The organism is Nocardioides sp. NPDC087217 (assembly GCF_044744805.1).
In the GTDB taxonomy this organism is placed as follows: domain Bacteria; phylum Actinomycetota; class Actinomycetes; order Propionibacteriales; family Nocardioidaceae; genus Nocardioides.
Window position 1 is genome coordinate 20,530 of record NZ_JBIUZB010000012.1, and the last position, 15,047, is coordinate 35,576.

Below are 15,047 nucleotides of genomic sequence, written 5' to 3' on the forward strand. Positions count from 1 at the left end.
AGCTGCCGTGGCCCCTCGGCCGCCCCTTGTGAAAGGACGGACACATGTCCTCCACGGTGCCCAGCGCCGTCAAGCGGCCCCGACGGCCCAAGGGCCGCATCGGCGGCCACGGGTGGGTCGCACCCGTACTCCTGATCCTGCCGACCGTCATCGTCATCGGTGTCTTCGTCTACGGCCTGATCGGGTCCAACATCAACACGTCCCTGCAGGACCGCCACAACATCGGGCCGTCCCAGGGTTTCGCCGGTCTGGACAACTATCGCGACCTGTTCGCCGACGACGACTTCATCTACTCGCTGCGCAACCTGCTGCTCTACACCGCGACGTTCCTCATCGGCACCCTGTGCCTGGGGTTCCTGTGGGCGTGGCTGCTCGAGCGCAAGGCCCGCGGCGAGTCGCTGTTCCGGGCCATCTACCTGTTCCCGATGGCGGTCTCGTTCGTCGCCTCCGGTGTGGTCTGGCGCTGGCTGCTCAACAACGCCGAGGGTGACCGTGCCTCCGGCCTGAACCGGCTCTTCGACACCCTCCACCTCGACTTCCTGCAGAACCCGTGGTGGACCCACGAGCGGTGGGGCATCCTCGCGATCGCGGTTCCCGCGATCTGGCAGCTCAGCGGCTATGTGATGGCGCTCTTCCTGGCCGGCTTCCGTGGCATTCCCGAGGAGCTGCGCGAGGCGGCCCGGATGGACGGCGCCTCGGAGTGGCAGCTCTACCGCCACGTCATCTTCCCGCAGCTGAGCCCGGTCGCCCTCTCCGCGATCATCATCATCGGCCACATGTCGCTGAAGGTCTTCGACCTGATCATGGCCATCGCGGGCCAGACCAACTACACGACCCAGGTGCCGGCCACCCAGATGTGGATCGAGTTCACCCGCGGCGACTACGCGAAGTCGGCCGCCATCGGCACCATCCTGCTGGTGATCGTGGCCATCCTGATCGTTCCCTACCTCGTCTCGACCTACCGTCAGGAGCGCCGCCGATGACTACCGATGCCATCCCGGCAGCCGTCGCGAGCAAGATCCCGGGCGAGCGTTCGCGCGGGATCTGGCGCGCCGTCAAGTACGTCCTGCTGATCACCTTCGCGCTGATCGTCCTGCTCCCGGCGTACGTGCTGCTCGTCACCAGCTTCAAGGGTCTCGGCGACGCGACCCCCGCCAACGCCTGGAAGCTCCCCGAGTCCTGGGAGACGGCCGGCTGGTCGCGCGCCTGGGAGCAGCTCGGGCCGGCCCTGGGACGTACCTTCGCCATGGTCATCCCGGCCTCGATCATCTCCTCGGTGCTCGGCTCGATGAACGGGTTCGTGCTCTCGAAGTGGCGCTTCCCGGGCGCCGACGTGGTGTTCACGCTGATCCTGTTCGGGATGTTCATCCCCTACCAGGCCGTGATGGTGCCGCTGGTCCAGCTGATGAGCAACCTCGGCGTCCCCTCGGGCGTCCCGAGCCTGATCGTGCTGCACGTGGTCTACGGCCTGCCGATCACCACGCTGATCTTCCGCAACTACTACGCGGGGGTCCCGGTCGAGCTCGTCGAGGCCGCTCGGGTCGACGGCGCCGGCATGCTCCGGACGTACGCCTCGATCATCCTGCCGATCTCCGCGCCGGCGTTCGTGGTGGTGCTGATGTGGCAGTTCACCTCGGCCTGGAACGACTACCTGTTCGCGCTCTTCTTCTCCACCTCGCGCAACGGGCCGGTGACGATCGCGCTCAACTTCCTGGCGAGCGGTCAGCTCCAGGACTACTCCGCCAGCATGGCGGGCGCGCTGATCGCGTCCGTCCCGACCCTGATCATCTACATCCTGCTCGGCCGCTACTTCGTGGGCGGGCTGATGGCAGGCTCGGTCAAGGGATGATCGATGCGGACGCCGAGTGCCGCCGGCTGGCCGGGTTCGCCCGGCCGTCGGCGGCCTCGCCGGCCGGCTTCTGGTGGCTGGACGAGTCGGGTCGCCCGGACCCGGCCGAGCCGGTGCACACCTGGATCACCGCCCGGATGACCCATGTCTTCGCCCTCGCGCACCTGCGCGGGGACGCGGACGACGCCGCCGACCTCGCCGCTCACGGCGTCCGAGCCCTGTGCGGCGCACTGCGCGACGACGAGCTCGGTGGCTGGTATGCCTCGGTCTCGGCCGAGGGTGAGCCGGTCGGCACCCTCAAGGAGGCCTACGCCCACGCCTTCGTGATCCTGGCCGCGAGCAGCGGCGTCGCGGCCGGTGTGCCCGGTGCGGACGCGCTGCTCGACGAGGCGCTCGGGGTGATGCAGCAGCACTTCCTCGACGACTCCGGCCGAGTGGTCGACAGCCTCGAGCGCGACCTGGCGTCGGGGGAGGCCTATCGCGGGGCCAACTCCAGCATGCACACCGTGGAGGCGTTCCTGGCCGCGGGTGACGTCACCGGCGACGCCGCCTGGCACCAGCGGGCGCTCGCGATCGCCGAGCATCTGATCCACGATGTCGCCCGCTCCCACGGCTACGACCTGCCCGAGCACTTCGACCTCTCCTGGTCGCCGCTGCCGGACTACAACGCCGACCGTCCCGGCGACCCGTTCCGGCCCTACGGCTGCACGCCCGGGCACCTGCTGGAGTGGTCCCGGCTGCTCCTGCACCTGGACGCGACCCTGCCGGACGCGCCGTCGTGGCTGGTCGAGGATGCGCGGGCGCTCTTCGCGCGCGCGGTCGAGGTCGGCTGGTCCGCCGACGGCGAGACCGGCTTCGTCTACACGACCTCGTGGGACGGAACGCCGGTCACCCGGCTACGGCTGCACTGGGTGGCCGCGGAGGCGCTCGCCGCCGCCGGCGCCCTGCACACCCGCACCGGCGAGACCGGCTATGACGAGTGGCGCCTGCGGTTCGAGGCGTACATCGAGACTCACCTGATCGACCGCGAGCTCGGCAGCTGGCACCACGAGCTGGACGAGCACAACCGTCCCTCGCACGTGATCTGGCACGGCAAACCCGACGTCTACCACGCCTACCAGGCCCTGCTGCTCGCCCGGATGCCGCTCGCCCCGGTGCTGTCGGTGCAGCTGCGCCGGTAGCCTCAGGCCGCCTGGAACGAGCGACGGGAGAGGCCCAGGCCGTAGCCGTCCAGGGTCGTGGTGACTGGGGCCGTCGGGTCCGTGGCCGCGCCCAGGGTGACGAAGAGCGGGGTGAAGTGCTCGACGGTCGGGTGGGCGTACGGCATGCCGGGGGCGGCGGTGCGGAACCTGGCCAGCTCGGCGACATCGCCGCGGTCCAGGGCCTCGGCCGCCCAGGCGTCGAAGTCGGAGGACCAGCCGGCGGGCTTGTTCTCGGTCATGGACTCGCGGGTGAGGTAAGGCAACCCGTGGGTCATGTGGCCCGAGCCGACCACGAGCACGCCCTCCTCGCGCAGCGGCCGCAGGCGCTCGCCGAGGGCGAGCAGCTTGTCGGGGTCCTCGGTGGGCAGCGAGAGCTGCACGACCGGGATGTCGGCGGCCGGGTACATGATCTTCAGCGGCACCCAGGCGCCGTGGTCGAGGCCGCGGCGGGTGTGCTGGTGGGCGGTCTCGGCGTCGGGCATCAGCGCCGCGGTGGTGCGGGCGAGCTCGCTCGCGTCCGGGGTGTCATAGCGCACCGAGTGGTAGATCGGGTCAAAGCCGCCGAAGTCGTAGACCAGCTCGTCGGGATGGGTGGCGCTGATCGAGAGCGGCGCCGACTCCCAGTGGGCGGAGATGACCAGGATGGCCTTCGGTCGGGGCAGCGACCGTGCCCAGGCGTGCAGCGGGTCGAGCCACTCCGGGCTCTGCAGCGGCAGCGGGCCACCGCCGTGGGACAGGTAGAGGCTCGGCAGCGGCCCGTCCGCCGGCGTCCAGACGCGATGCGGGTCGGCCGCCTCGCGTGCCTGGACCGTCCGCAGGTGCTGGGCGAACGGATGCGTCTGCGGGAGGCGGGCGTCCGCGGCGGCGGTCGTGCTCTCGGGTGCGGTGGTCATGGCGGTCTCCTGCGGTTTGACCCAATAGTTGTTGCTTGAACTAACTCTAGAGGACCGTTGTTTGTTCCACGCAACTTTCTGCGGCACACTCCGTGGCGTGGAGGGCAACTGGCTGTCGCCGGCGGAGCGGGCGGCATGGGTTCGCCTCATCGCTGTGCTCGAGCTCCTCCCGGGTGCCCTCGACTCCCAGCTGCGCCGCGATGCCGGCCTGACCCATTTCGACTACGGCGTGCTGGCCATGCTCTCCGAGGTGCCGGACCGGACCCTGCGGATGACAGAGCTGGCCGGCTACACCAACTCGACGCTGCCGCGGCTCTCGAATGTGGTCAAGCGCCTGGTCGACCGCGGCCTCATCGAGCGCCACACCTGCCCGGGCGACCGCCGCGCGACCAACGTACGTCTCACCGAGGCGGGCCACGAGAAGATGGTCGCCTCCGCTCCTGGTCACGTGGACGCGGTGCGGGAGTACGTCTTCGACTCGCTGAGTCCTGAGCAGGTGGACCAGCTGGCCGAGATCGCCGGGACCATCCTCGACCGGCTGGATCCGACCGGAGCGAGAAGGCCGCCGATCGACCCGGAGGCTGGTTAGGGATCCAGGGGAGGGGATGGCGCCCGGCCGCTGGGTCGCGTTAGGTTACCCTAACCTTGGTTGGTGGCTCGGCGCCGACCTGACCCGAGCGCAAACCTGAAGGAACCCCCGTGAACCGTCGTTTCCGTATGGGCCCACTCGCGGCCGCCGCCGCCCTTGCCGTCCTCACCCTCACCGCCTGTGGCGGCTCCACCGATGCCTCCGACGACGCTGACGGTGCCGGCTCGGCCTTCGTCTACGAGGACGCCCGTGGCAAGACGGTCGAGATCGACGGCACGCCCGAGACGATCGTCGCCCAGGCCAGCGCCGCCGCGGCGCTGTGGGACAACGGTCTCGAGGTCGACGGCGTGTACGGCGACCTGCCCGATACGGAGAACTACCTCATCGGCAACCTCGACGTCTCCCAGACGAAGGTCCTGGGCAAGGCCTTCGGCGAGTTCAACGTCGAGGAGTACGCGGCGATGAACCCCGACCTGCTGATCGACATGACCTTCGACAAGAAGACGCTCTGGTACGCCGCCGAGGTGGAGAAGCAGGTGGAGAAGCTCGCGCCCACCATCGGGATGCCGCTGACCGGGCTCTCGGTGACCGAGCAGATCGAGGCCTTCAACAAGCTGGCGACGGACCTCGGCGCGAAGCCGGAGGTCGACGACGCGAAGGCCGAGTTCGACGACGCCGTCGCGCGGATCAAGGCGGCCGTGAAGAAGAACCCTGACCTCACCGTGCTGGCCGTGTCGAGCTACGGCGAGGAGATCTACTTCGCGAACGCTCCCGAGCACCCCGACCTCGCCTACCTCGCCGAGCTCGGCGTGAAGTTCCCTAAGGTGACGCCCGACGAGCAGGGGATCTTCGAGCCGGTCAGCCTGGAGAACATCGGCAAGTACCACGCCGACCTGCTCCTGGTCGACGCCCGCGACACCGGCGGTCTTGCGGAGCTCGAGAAGAAGGACATCTTCAAGCGCCTGCCCGCCGTCGCCGGCGGTCAGCAGGACCTCTGGTACCCGGCCGCGCCCTACAGCTACCAGGCGTACGCGAAGATCTTCAGCGGGTACGCCGACCAGCTCGAGGCCGCCCAGGTCCTCGAGCAGGGCTGACGGGCACGACGTGCGTCTCAGTGACCTCGCCTCGGGCGAGGCCGTCACGGCGCGCGCGGACCACACCAGGGTGCAGGTCCCGCGTGGGCGTGCGCCCATCGCCCTCCGGGCGACGGCGGCGGTCGTCGACCTCGCCCTGGTGGCCCTGCCGCTCGTCGTCGGCGCGCTGGTCGTGCACTCGCTGCGTGACGCGAACGGTGGCGGCACCGTGGACCGGGTGGTCTTCGGTGGCTTCGCGCTCGCCGTCGCGGCCGCCGTCCTGGTGTGGAACCGCGGGTTCGCCGAGGGCAGGCGGGGCGCCTCGACCGGCAAGACCTGGCTCGGGCTGATCGCCCGGGGCCGCGACGGCCGCCCGCTCGGCGTACGCCGCAGCCTGCTGTTCGCGCCGCGACAGGTCGTGCGCCGGATCACGGCCATGGACGAGGGCTTCGCCGAGATCGAGGTCGATCTCACCCCGGCGAAGCTGCGTCTGCGCCGAATCACCGGCCTGCTCGCGCTGCTGGTGATCCTGGCGGTCCTGCTCCTGGCGAGCGTCGCCGTCGGTTCCCGGCCGCTGAGCTTCGGTGAGATCTGGCACGGTCTCCTCCCGCCGTACGACATCACCCCCACCGAGGCCGACCTGATCGTCCGCGACCTGCGTACGCCCCGGACCCTCCTCGGCCTCGTCACCGGCATCGCGCTCGGCCTCGCCGGCGGGCTCATCCAGGGACACACCCGCAACCCGCTCGCCGACCCCGGAATCCTCGGCGTCAGCGCCGGTGCCGCGTGCGCGGTGGTCCTGGCGATCACGTTCCTGGGCGTGACGAGCCCGGTCGGCTACATCTGGTTCGCGCTCGCGGGTGCTCTGATCACCAGCCTCGCCGTCTTCGGGCTCTCCGCGGTCGGGAGCGGCAGCCCTTCGCCGGTCTCCCTCGTCCTCGGCGGCGCTGCGGTGGCGGCCTTCCTCTCCGCCATCACCTCCGCCGTGGTGCTTCTCGACCAGACCACCCTCGACGCCTACCGCTTCTGGATCGTCGGCTCGGTCGCCGGCAGAGGACTCGAGATCCTGGTGCCGCTGCTGCCCTTCTTCGCCCTCGGCTTCGTGCTCGCCATGGTCAACGCACCCGGGCTCAACGTAATCAGCCTCGGCGAGGAGGTCGCCCGCTCGCTCGGCACCAACGTCGCCCTGAACCGCACCCTCGGGATCACCGCGATCACCCTGCTCGCCGGGGCGGCCACCGCGGCCTGTGGGCCGATCGCGTTCATCGGCCTCGCCGTACCCCACATCGCGCGGGCGTTCACCGGGCCGGACTACCGGTGGCTGCTGCCGTGCTCCGCCCTGATCGGGGCCGTCATGCTCATCACCTGCGACATCCTCGGCCGGGTCGCCGCGCGCCCCGGCGAGCTCCAGGTCGGCATCGTCCTGGCTCTGGTGGGCTCGCCGTTCTTCATCGCTCTCGTACGCCGCCGGAAGCTGGTGACCCTGTGACGACGACGCTCGTGCCCGGCCGTCCGCGCTTCGGGTGGGGGCCGGTGACGATGGTCTGGCGCCCCCGCCTGGTCACGGTCAACGTCGGCCTCCTCGTGCTGGTCTTCCTGCTGGTGTGCCTCAACGTCGGCCAGGGCGACTACCCGATCAGCGTGCCCGACACGGCCGCGGCGATCCTCGGCGGTGGCAACGAGGCCGAGCGGTTCATCGTCTGGGACCTGCGCCTGCCGCGCTCCGTGGTCGGCCTCCTCGTGGGCGCCGGCTTCGCGATGTCGGGGGCGATCTGGCAGTCGATCACCCGCAACCCGCTGGCGAGCCCGGACCTGCTCGGCATCACCGCCGGCGCCAGCGCCGGGGCGGTCGCGGTGATCGTCTTCGGCGGCACCGCCTTCCTGGGCACCACCATCGGGGTGCCGGCGGCGGCCATGGGGGGCGGTCTGCTGACCGGGGTCGTGATCTACCTGCTCGCCTGGCGACGGGGGATCGAGGGCTTCCGGCTGGTCCTGATCGGAGTGGCCGTCAACGGCATCCTGCTCGCACTGACCAACTGGATGCTCGTCATCGGCGAGATCTGGGACGCCCAGGAGGCGACCGTCTGGCTCAACGGGTCGCTCAACGGCAGGGGCTGGGACGACGCCGTGCCCGCCGCCGTCGCGGTCGGGGCCATCGGCATGGTCGCCCTGGCCTCGACCTTCCAGCTCTCCGCGCTCAAGCTGGGCGACGACACCGCCCGCGCGCTCGGCGTACGGGTGCAGCTCAGCCAGTCGGTCCTGCTGATCGCCTCGGTCCTGCTCGCCGCCATGTGCGTCACCGCGGCCGGACCGATCGGGTTCATCGCCTTCGTCGCACCCCAGGTCGCGCTCCGCATCGCCCGCACCCCTGGGCCGCCGCTGATCGCCTCGGCGCTCACCGGCGCCGCCCTGGTGGTGGGCAGCGACTACGTCGCGCGCGTGCTCCTGCCCGTCGAGCTCCCGGTCGGGATCGTCACCACCGCCATCGGAGGCCCCTTCCTGATGTATCTGATCATCCGCACCAACCGGAGGCTGTCGCGATGAGCGAGCACCAGATCACGGCGGAGGACCTGGTCCTCGCCTACGGCGACCGGGTCGTCGCAGACGGTCTCACCACCGAGATCCCGTCCGGCAAGGTCACCACGATCATCGGCCCCAACGGCTGCGGCAAGTCGACCTTCCTGCGGGCCGTCGCGCGGCTGCTCAAGCCCCGCTCCGGGCAGGTGCTGCTCGACGGCAAGGCGATCACCTCGATGCGTACCCGTGAGGTCGCGAAGGTGCTCGGCATCCTGCCGCAGTCGCCCACCGCGCCCGAAGGCCTCACCGTCGCCGACCTGGTGGCCAAGGGGCGTCACCCGCACCAGTCGTGGCTGCGCCAATGGTCCAGCGACGACGAGACCGAGGTCGACGCGGCGCTTCGGCTGACCGGGATGCAGGAGCTCGCCACCCGCCCCGTGGACGAGCTCTCCGGCGGGCAGCGCCAGCGGGCCTGGATCTCGATGGCCCTGGCGCAGGAGACGGAAATCCTGCTGCTCGACGAGCCGACCACGTACCTCGATCTGGCTCACCAGGTCGAGGTGCTCGACCTCGTGGACAAGCTCCACGCCGACCTGCAGCGCACCGTCGTCATGGTCCTCCACGACCTCAACCTGGCGGTCCGCTACAGCGACCACCTGATCGTGATGCGCGAGGGGCGCATCGTCACCTCCGGCGCGCCCGACGAGCTCATCACCGCCGAGCTGCTCCGCGACGTCTTCGGACTCGACAGCCAGGTGCTCGTCGACCCGGTCTCGGGCCGCCCGATGATCGTCCCGATCGGCGTGCGCCGCTCCGCGCCCATCGTCCAGCACTGAACGTGCCCCGGAAGACCGGGGAACGCCATGATGAAAGGAAACCACGTGCGCAAGCACCTGTCCGGCGTCGCTGCCATGCTCGCCGCCGCCCTCGTCCTCACCGCCTGCGGCGGCAGCTCCTCGGGAGAGGAGGCCGCCGCCGAGACCCGCGAGGTCAAGCACGCCAAGGGCGTGGCCGAGGTGCCCGTGGCCCCGAAGCGGGTCGTGGTCCTGGACACCGGAGAGCTCGACGACGCGCTCGCGCTCGGCGTGAAGCCCGTCGGTGCCGTACGCATCGACGTGGCCACCGACTTCCTCAGCTACCTCGGCGACCAGACCGAGGGGATCGAGGAGGTGGGCACCATCTCCGAGCCCAACCTCGAGAAGATCGCGGCCCTCGACCCCGACCTCATCCTGTCCAGCACGGTCCGCCACGAGGCGATCTACGACCAGCTGAACGCGATCGCCCCGACCGTGCTCGCGCCCGACCTCGGCGACACCTGGAAGGACAACTTCCTGCTGTACGCCGACGCGCTCAACAAGACCGACGAGGCCGAGAGGATGCTCGCCGACTTCGAGAGCGACGCCGCCGCGCTCGGCCAGACCGTCGGCACCGGCAAGACCCTGTCGATCGTCCGGTTCCTCCCCGGCCAGATCCGGCTCTACTCCGACAAGTCCTTCTCCGGCGTCATCCTCGACGACATGGGCCTGACCGTCCCGGAGCAGGCGGTGGGCGAGGACACCTACCTCGAGATCTCGCCCGAGCAGGTCACCACCGCCCAGGCGGACCACCTCTACGTCAGCACGTACGGCCCGGAGGGCGACACCGACAAGGCCAAGGTGCTCGGCGGGCCGCTGTGGCAGCGGATCCCCGCGGTCGAGTCCGGTCAGGTCCACGACATCAACGACGACCTGCTCAGCGGCATCGGCATCCAGGCTGCCCAGCAGATCCTCGCCCAGTTCGAGAAGGAGCTCGGCTGAGCTGACCACGCGGACGCCGGTATCGAGTCGCACCGAGCTGCGCTCCATACTGGCGTCCATGCGGTTCGACGAACGCTACATCGCCCGGGTCACGCTCGATCCGCGCCATGACACCGGTCGATATCCGTTCACCCTGCCGGTCGTCCGCGAGCTGGCCGGCGGGGACGGGATCGACTTCGACGAGCGGGTCACGTTCCTGGTCGGCGACAACGGCACCGGGAAGTCGACGATCATCGAGGCGATCGCGGTCGCGTCCGGGTTCAACGCCGAGGGCGGCTCCACCTCCTTCCGGTTCGCCACCCGTGCGACCGAGTCGTCGCTCGCCGACTACATCATGATCGAGCGCGGGCTCAAGCGGCCGCGCAACGGATACTTCCTGCGCGCGGAGTCCTTCTACAACGTCGCCACCGAGATCGAGCGTCTCGACCAGGCCGAGCCGGAACCGCTCCTACCCGCGTACGGCGGAACCTCGCTGCACGAGCGCTCCCACGGCGAGTCGTTCCTCGACCTGGTGATGCACCGGTTCAGGCCCGACGGCCTCTACATCCTCGACGAGCCCGAGGCCGCGCTCTCGGTGAAGGGCTGCCTGGCGCTGGTCGCGCGCATCATCGAGCTTGCCGACGAGAGATCCCAGTTCATCATCGCCACCCACTCCCCGGTCCTGCTATCGGTGCCCGGAGCGAGGATCCTGCAGTTCGACGAGGACGGGCGGATGCAGCAGGTTTCCTACGACGACGCCGAACCGGTCAACCTGACGCGTCGGTTCCTGGCGAATCCGGAGCGATATCTGCGGTACGTCCTGGAGGACTGATGAACATGGCCGCGGGTTCTGTGGTGCTAGTGCCTTGTGCCTGGGTTCCAGCGTGGGTGGGGCCAATACGTTGCTTGGGTTGGGAGATTTAGAAGCAGGGTGTCTGGGGTGGGTGCCATTCGGGTGTCTTGCGGGCTTCCAGCAGCGGTCTGGGTTTGGTTGGGGATATCTGTCCCTGATTGGGTTCATTGGTTTGCGTTGTGTGGTAGGCTCGGCGCAGGCGTAAACGTGAAGGCCGACCACCTCGAAAGAGGCGTGCCCTATCCACCCGAGACACAACGGGGGTGGGGTAATCCAGGGGAACCAGGGGCGTGCACGCTGAGCTGCGAGGGTAAGTAATAGCCCGTACTGCCGGGCCTCCGAGACCAGCGAACCAACCGGGATTCTGCACAGGCAGAAACCCTTGAGTTCGTACGTCGGGAGGTGACCGGTTCGATGACCACGCTGCAACAGCCCCAGCACCCCGTGCTGGGGGCGGTGGTCGCGGTCACTGCCTCGCTTGCCCGTGTCTCTGAGGCATGTCCGGTGTTCATGGCCACCGGCCAGAAGGCCACCGCGCTGCTCGAGATCGCTCGCGCGAAGGCGCAGTTGGCTGAGCTCGAGCTGCGGGTGCTCGCCACGGCCGGTGATGTGGCCGCCGAGTCCGCGGCGCGGGATGTCGCGGCGTGGTTGCATCACCACACCCACCAGCGCCCCGAGACCCTCCGCGCCGACCTCCGGCTAGCTGAGGCTTTGGACAGGACCTATCACCAGGTCGCGGAGGCGATGCGCCGTGGTGCCTGCAACCCGGCCCAAGCCCACGTGATCGTGAATGCCCTCGACGACCTGCCGGCAGATCTCGACCACGAGATCAAGACCACGGCCGAAGAGGCCCTGGTCGGCTACGCGACCCGGTTCGACCCGACCCAGCTGCGTCGCCTGGGTCGCCGGATCCTCGACGTCATCGCCCCGGAGATCGCCGAAGCGGAAGAGGCGAAACGCCTCGCCGCCGAGGAAGCCCACGCCCGCAAGAAGACCCGACTCGCGATGCGGCGTCTTGGGGACGGCACCACCCGGATCACGGCGGTGGTCCCGGACGCAACCGCGGACCGGCTGGCCACCGCCCTGGAGGCGTTCGCCTCACCCCGACGCGATGACGGCACCCGCGCCGACACAGGTGAGTACCTGCCCTACGACCGCCGCCTGGGACGCGCGTTCTGCCAACTGCTGGAGACCCTCGACCCAGCCCGGCTGCCGATCCACGGCGGCGATGCCACCACGGTGATCGTCACCATCGACCTCGACCAGCTCCGCAAAGAAGCCGGCATCGCCCAGATCATCGGTGGCAGCCCGATCACCGCCGCCGAAGCCCGACGGCTGGCCTGCACCGCGAACATCATCCCCGCCGTCCTCGGCGGCGCCTCCGAGGTCCTCGACCTGGGCCGCAAGGAACGCTTCTTCACCGCAGCCCAACGCCGAGCCCTCCTGCTCAGGTCAGCGACCTGCGAGGCCGGGGGCTGCGACATCCCCGGCACCTGGGCCGAAGCCCACCACTGGATCGAATGGGCCCAAGGCGGTGCGACCGACCTCGACAACGCCGCCCTGCTCTGCAGCCATCACCACCACCGCGCCCACGACGCCGCATACCTCCACGAACGCCTCCCCAACGGCGACATCCGATTCACGCGCCGGACATGAGCCGAGACCGTGGTGACGCCTTCGGGTAGTGTCCGGGGCATGTCGAGTCCCGAGTCGGACAGGTCGGGGGCTGCCGGTCACACCGCCAGCCCCGTGAACCGCTGAGCAGCGCCACCCGCCTTTCGTGCGGGTGAGTGCGGCGTACTCCGGGCTTCCGGCCGTGGTGACCAGAAGCGTCCCTGTGACCTCTCACCTCGGAGTACTCGATGCCTCTCGCTCTCTACCTGCTCGCCCTGGCGGTCTTCGTCATGGGCACCTCTGAATTCATGCTCGCTGGGCTCGTCCCCGCGATCGCCGCTGACCTGGACGTCTCCGTCGGTACGGCGGGTCTGCTGACCTCTGCGTTCGCCGTCGGCATCGTCGTCGGCGCTCCTGTGATGGCTGCCTTCGCCCGACGCTGGCCGCCACGGCTCGCGCTGCTCGTCTGTCTGCTCGTGTTCGCCGGTTGCCATGTTCTCGGGGCGGTCACGCCCGCGTTCCCGCTCCTGCTCGCCGCCCGCGTGCTCAGCGCTTTCGCCAATGCGGGCTTCCTCGCGGTCGCCCTGAGCGCGGCCACCAGGCTCGTGCCCGGGGACCAGAAGGGACGCGCGCTGGCGATTCTGCTGTCAGGAACGACGATCGCCATGGTGGCGGGCGTTCCGGCCGGGGCGCTGCTCGGCACCGCGGCCGGGTGGCGGACGACCTTCTGGGCGATCGCGCTGCTGTGCGTTCCTGCGGCCATCGGGATCCTCCGGGGTGTCGGGTCCGCTCCGGGCGGGACCGACGTCACCCCCGGGCTGCGTGCCGAGCTCGGCTGGCTCCGCTCGCCCCGTCTCCTCCTCGCGATGGGCCTCGGTGCCCTGGTCAACGGCGGCACCTTCGCGGCGGTCACCTACCTGGCGCCGGTCGTGACCGGGACCGCGGGCCTGGCCGAGGTGTGGATCTCGGTGATGCTGGTGATGTTCGGGGTTGGGTCGTTCCTCGGCGTCACGCTCGCCGGGCGGCTCTCGGACCACCGGCCCGGCCTCGTGCTCGCCGTGGGCGGCCCGCTGCTGCCGGTCGGCTGGATCGCGCTGGCGCTCGCCGCGCCTCGTCCCGGGCTCCTCCTCGGCCTGGTCCTCGTCCAGGGCATGCTGGCGTTCGGGGTTGGCAGCACCTTGATCGCGCGGGTGCTCTACGCCGCCTCGGGCGCGCCGACGATGGCGGGGGCGTACGCGACCGCGGCCCTGAACACCGGAGCCGCGGCCGGGCCCGTGCTCGGTGCTCTCGGCCTGGCGACCGGAGCGGGCGCGCTGGCACCGGTGTGGGTCGCCGCGGCGCTGACCACGCTGGCGCTCCTGGTCATGCTCCTCTCGAGGCGCGCGTTGATGACGTCGGTGCCCGCACGCCTCGGCTAGTGCGACTCGTGCTCGCGGTGCACCGACACCTCGCCGTCGAGCTCGAGGGCGATGACGGTGCACAGCGGGTCGAGGACGTCGTCGGTGGTGAAGACGTACTCCCAGCCGGGGACCTCGTGGAGGCCGCCGATGCGCTGATGGTCGAGCTCGGCGCCGGACCCGAGGACGTACGCCTTCAGGACCTGGTTGCGCAGGCCGCGGACCACGACGTAGTCGTTGGGCCGGTCCAGGACGTAGAGGAACAGGGTCCGGCCGTCGGCCGAGACGGCGGTCGGACCGTAGAAGTGACCGTGGGGGAGACCGCGGCGGATGCCGTGGACCGCGGGGGAGTGGCGCGCGACCCACTCGCCGAGTGCCTCGAGCCGCTCGGTCTGCTCGGGCGTGATCGTGCCGTCCTCGCGCGGCCCGACGTCGAGCAGCAGGTTGCCGCCGCCGCCGATGGTCTCGACGAAGGTGCGTACGAGCTGGCGCGGTGACTTGTGGTTGTGGTCCTGCGGCTGCCAGCCCCAGGAGTCGTTGATGGTCAGGCAGAGCTCCCACGGGCCGTCCGGCGGCACGATCGGAACACCCTGTTCCGGGGTCACGTAGTCGCCGTGGCCGAGCATCCGGCCGTTGACGACCATCTCGGGAGCGAGGTCGCGCAGCTCGGCACGCAGCTCCCGCATCCGCCACTGCCGCTCGTCGCGCTCCCACTCGCCGTCGAACCACAGCAGATCCGGTTGGTAGCGGGTGACCACCTCCCGGATCTGGGCGCGGTGGAACTCCAGGTAGCGCTCCCAGCGCTCGGGCTCCTCCGCACCCGGCCGCGGCACGGCGTACGGGTTGTCCTGCACCACGTGGTGCTGCACCTCGGGCCGCACGGTCGCGTAGTCGGGATGGGACCAGTCGAGGTGGGAGAAGTAGAGGCCGACCTTCAGCCCTCGGCGGCGTAGGGCCTCGACGAACTCGGCGACGAGGTCACGGCCCGCCGGGGTCCGCTCGACCACGGAGAGGTCGTTGGCGTCGGTGTCGTAGAGCGCGACCCCGTCGTGGTGCTTGGCGGTGAGCACGGCGTACGTCGCCCCCGCCCGCTCGAAGAGCTCGGCCCAGGCGTCGGCGTCGAACCTGGAGGCGGTGAAGCCGTCGAGCTGGGCCATGTAGTCGGCGTAGGGGACCCGGCCGTCGTAGAACGACCAGGACTCCGCGACGCCGTCGACGCTGTAGATGCCCCAGTGGACGAAGATGCCCAGCTGGGCCTCGGGGAACCAGGACGCGATCGGCATGT

At 70.1% G+C, this 15,047-nt stretch carries 14 protein-coding genes; 12 read left to right on the forward strand and 2 right to left on the reverse strand.

Features of this window, described 5'->3' with window-relative positions:
* Positions 1-44: 44 nt before the first annotated feature.
* Genes ACIO3S_RS28505 through ACIO3S_RS28515 form a run of 3 tightly spaced genes read left to right on the forward strand, consistent with a single transcriptional unit; the run spans position 45 to position 3,030 of the window.
* A complete protein-coding gene (locus ACIO3S_RS28505) occupies positions 45-983 on the forward strand; it encodes a carbohydrate ABC transporter permease (protein ID WP_400469969.1) in 939 nt (312 codons plus the stop codon).
* The gene (locus ACIO3S_RS28510) at positions 980-1,849 is read left to right on the forward strand and encodes a carbohydrate ABC transporter permease (protein WP_160022236.1); all 870 of its coding nucleotides are present in this window, start codon (positions 980-982) and stop codon (positions 1,847-1,849) included. Before ACIO3S_RS28505 ends, ACIO3S_RS28510 begins: the two co-directional genes overlap by 4 nt.
* Complete coding sequence (locus ACIO3S_RS28515) at positions 1,846-3,030, forward strand: AGE family epimerase/isomerase (RefSeq protein ID WP_400469972.1); 1,185 nt, start codon at positions 1,846-1,848, stop codon at positions 3,028-3,030. The genes ACIO3S_RS28510 and ACIO3S_RS28515 overlap by 4 nt, the downstream gene beginning before the upstream one ends.
* A gap of 2 nt (positions 3,031-3,032) precedes the next feature.
* On the opposite strand, the gene ACIO3S_RS28520 is transcribed toward ACIO3S_RS28515, so the two are convergent.
* Complete coding sequence (locus tag ACIO3S_RS28520) at positions 3,033-3,944, reverse strand: class III extradiol ring-cleavage dioxygenase (RefSeq protein WP_350720918.1); 912 nt, start codon at positions 3,942-3,944, stop codon at positions 3,033-3,035.
* Positions 3,945-4,041: 97 nt separating this feature from the next.
* On the opposite strand from ACIO3S_RS28520, the gene ACIO3S_RS28525 reads away from it, so the two are divergent.
* The 9 genes from ACIO3S_RS28525 to ACIO3S_RS28565 all read left to right on the forward strand — a co-directional run bounded on the left by ACIO3S_RS28525 (position 4,042) and on the right by ACIO3S_RS28565 (position 13,783).
* Positions 4,042-4,533, forward strand: a complete 492-nt coding sequence (locus ACIO3S_RS28525; RefSeq protein ID WP_357356624.1) for a MarR family winged helix-turn-helix transcriptional regulator — start codon at positions 4,042-4,044, stop codon at positions 4,531-4,533.
* Between the two features lie 110 nt (positions 4,534-4,643).
* Positions 4,644-5,627, forward strand: coding sequence for an ABC transporter substrate-binding protein (locus tag ACIO3S_RS28530; protein ID WP_400469977.1), 984 nt, complete (start codon positions 4,644-4,646; stop codon positions 5,625-5,627).
* A gap of 10 nt (positions 5,628-5,637) precedes the next feature.
* Positions 5,638-7,095, forward strand: a complete 1,458-nt coding sequence (locus ACIO3S_RS28535; RefSeq protein WP_400469980.1) for a FecCD family ABC transporter permease — start codon at positions 5,638-5,640, stop codon at positions 7,093-7,095.
* Positions 7,092-8,150: a FecCD family ABC transporter permease gene (locus tag ACIO3S_RS28540; RefSeq protein WP_400469983.1), complete on the forward strand. Its 1,059-nt coding sequence runs from the start codon at positions 7,092-7,094 to the stop codon at positions 8,148-8,150. Before ACIO3S_RS28535 ends, ACIO3S_RS28540 begins: the two co-directional genes overlap by 4 nt.
* Positions 8,147-8,959 (forward strand): ABC transporter ATP-binding protein, encoded by an 813-nt coding sequence (locus tag ACIO3S_RS28545; protein WP_400469986.1) that lies wholly within the window; start codon positions 8,147-8,149, stop codon positions 8,957-8,959. The genes ACIO3S_RS28540 and ACIO3S_RS28545 overlap by 4 nt, the downstream gene beginning before the upstream one ends.
* 45 nt (positions 8,960-9,004) lie before the next feature.
* Complete coding sequence (locus ACIO3S_RS28550) at positions 9,005-9,919, forward strand: ABC transporter substrate-binding protein (RefSeq protein ID WP_400469989.1); 915 nt, start codon at positions 9,005-9,007, stop codon at positions 9,917-9,919.
* A gap of 58 nt (positions 9,920-9,977) precedes the next feature.
* Entirely contained in the window at positions 9,978-10,730 is a 753-nt protein-coding gene (locus ACIO3S_RS28555; protein ID WP_400469992.1) for an AAA family ATPase, read from the forward strand.
* A 435-nt stretch (positions 10,731-11,165) separates the two neighbouring features.
* Positions 11,166-12,407 carry a DUF222 domain-containing protein gene (locus ACIO3S_RS28560; protein WP_400469995.1) on the forward strand — a complete coding sequence of 414 codons (1,242 nt, stop codon included), beginning with the start codon at positions 11,166-11,168 and terminating at the stop codon, positions 12,405-12,407.
* Between the two features lie 206 nt (positions 12,408-12,613).
* On the forward strand, positions 12,614-13,783 hold the full coding sequence (locus ACIO3S_RS28565) for a Cmx/CmrA family chloramphenicol efflux MFS transporter (RefSeq protein WP_400469997.1): 1,170 nt from the start codon (positions 12,614-12,616) through the stop codon (positions 13,781-13,783).
* On the opposite strand, the gene ACIO3S_RS28570 is transcribed toward ACIO3S_RS28565, so the two are convergent.
* Positions 13,780-15,045, reverse strand: coding sequence for an alpha-L-fucosidase (locus ACIO3S_RS28570; protein ID WP_400470000.1), 1,266 nt, complete (start codon positions 15,043-15,045; stop codon positions 13,780-13,782). The genes ACIO3S_RS28565 and ACIO3S_RS28570 overlap by 4 nt on opposite strands.
* Positions 15,046-15,047: the final 2 nt, after the last annotated feature.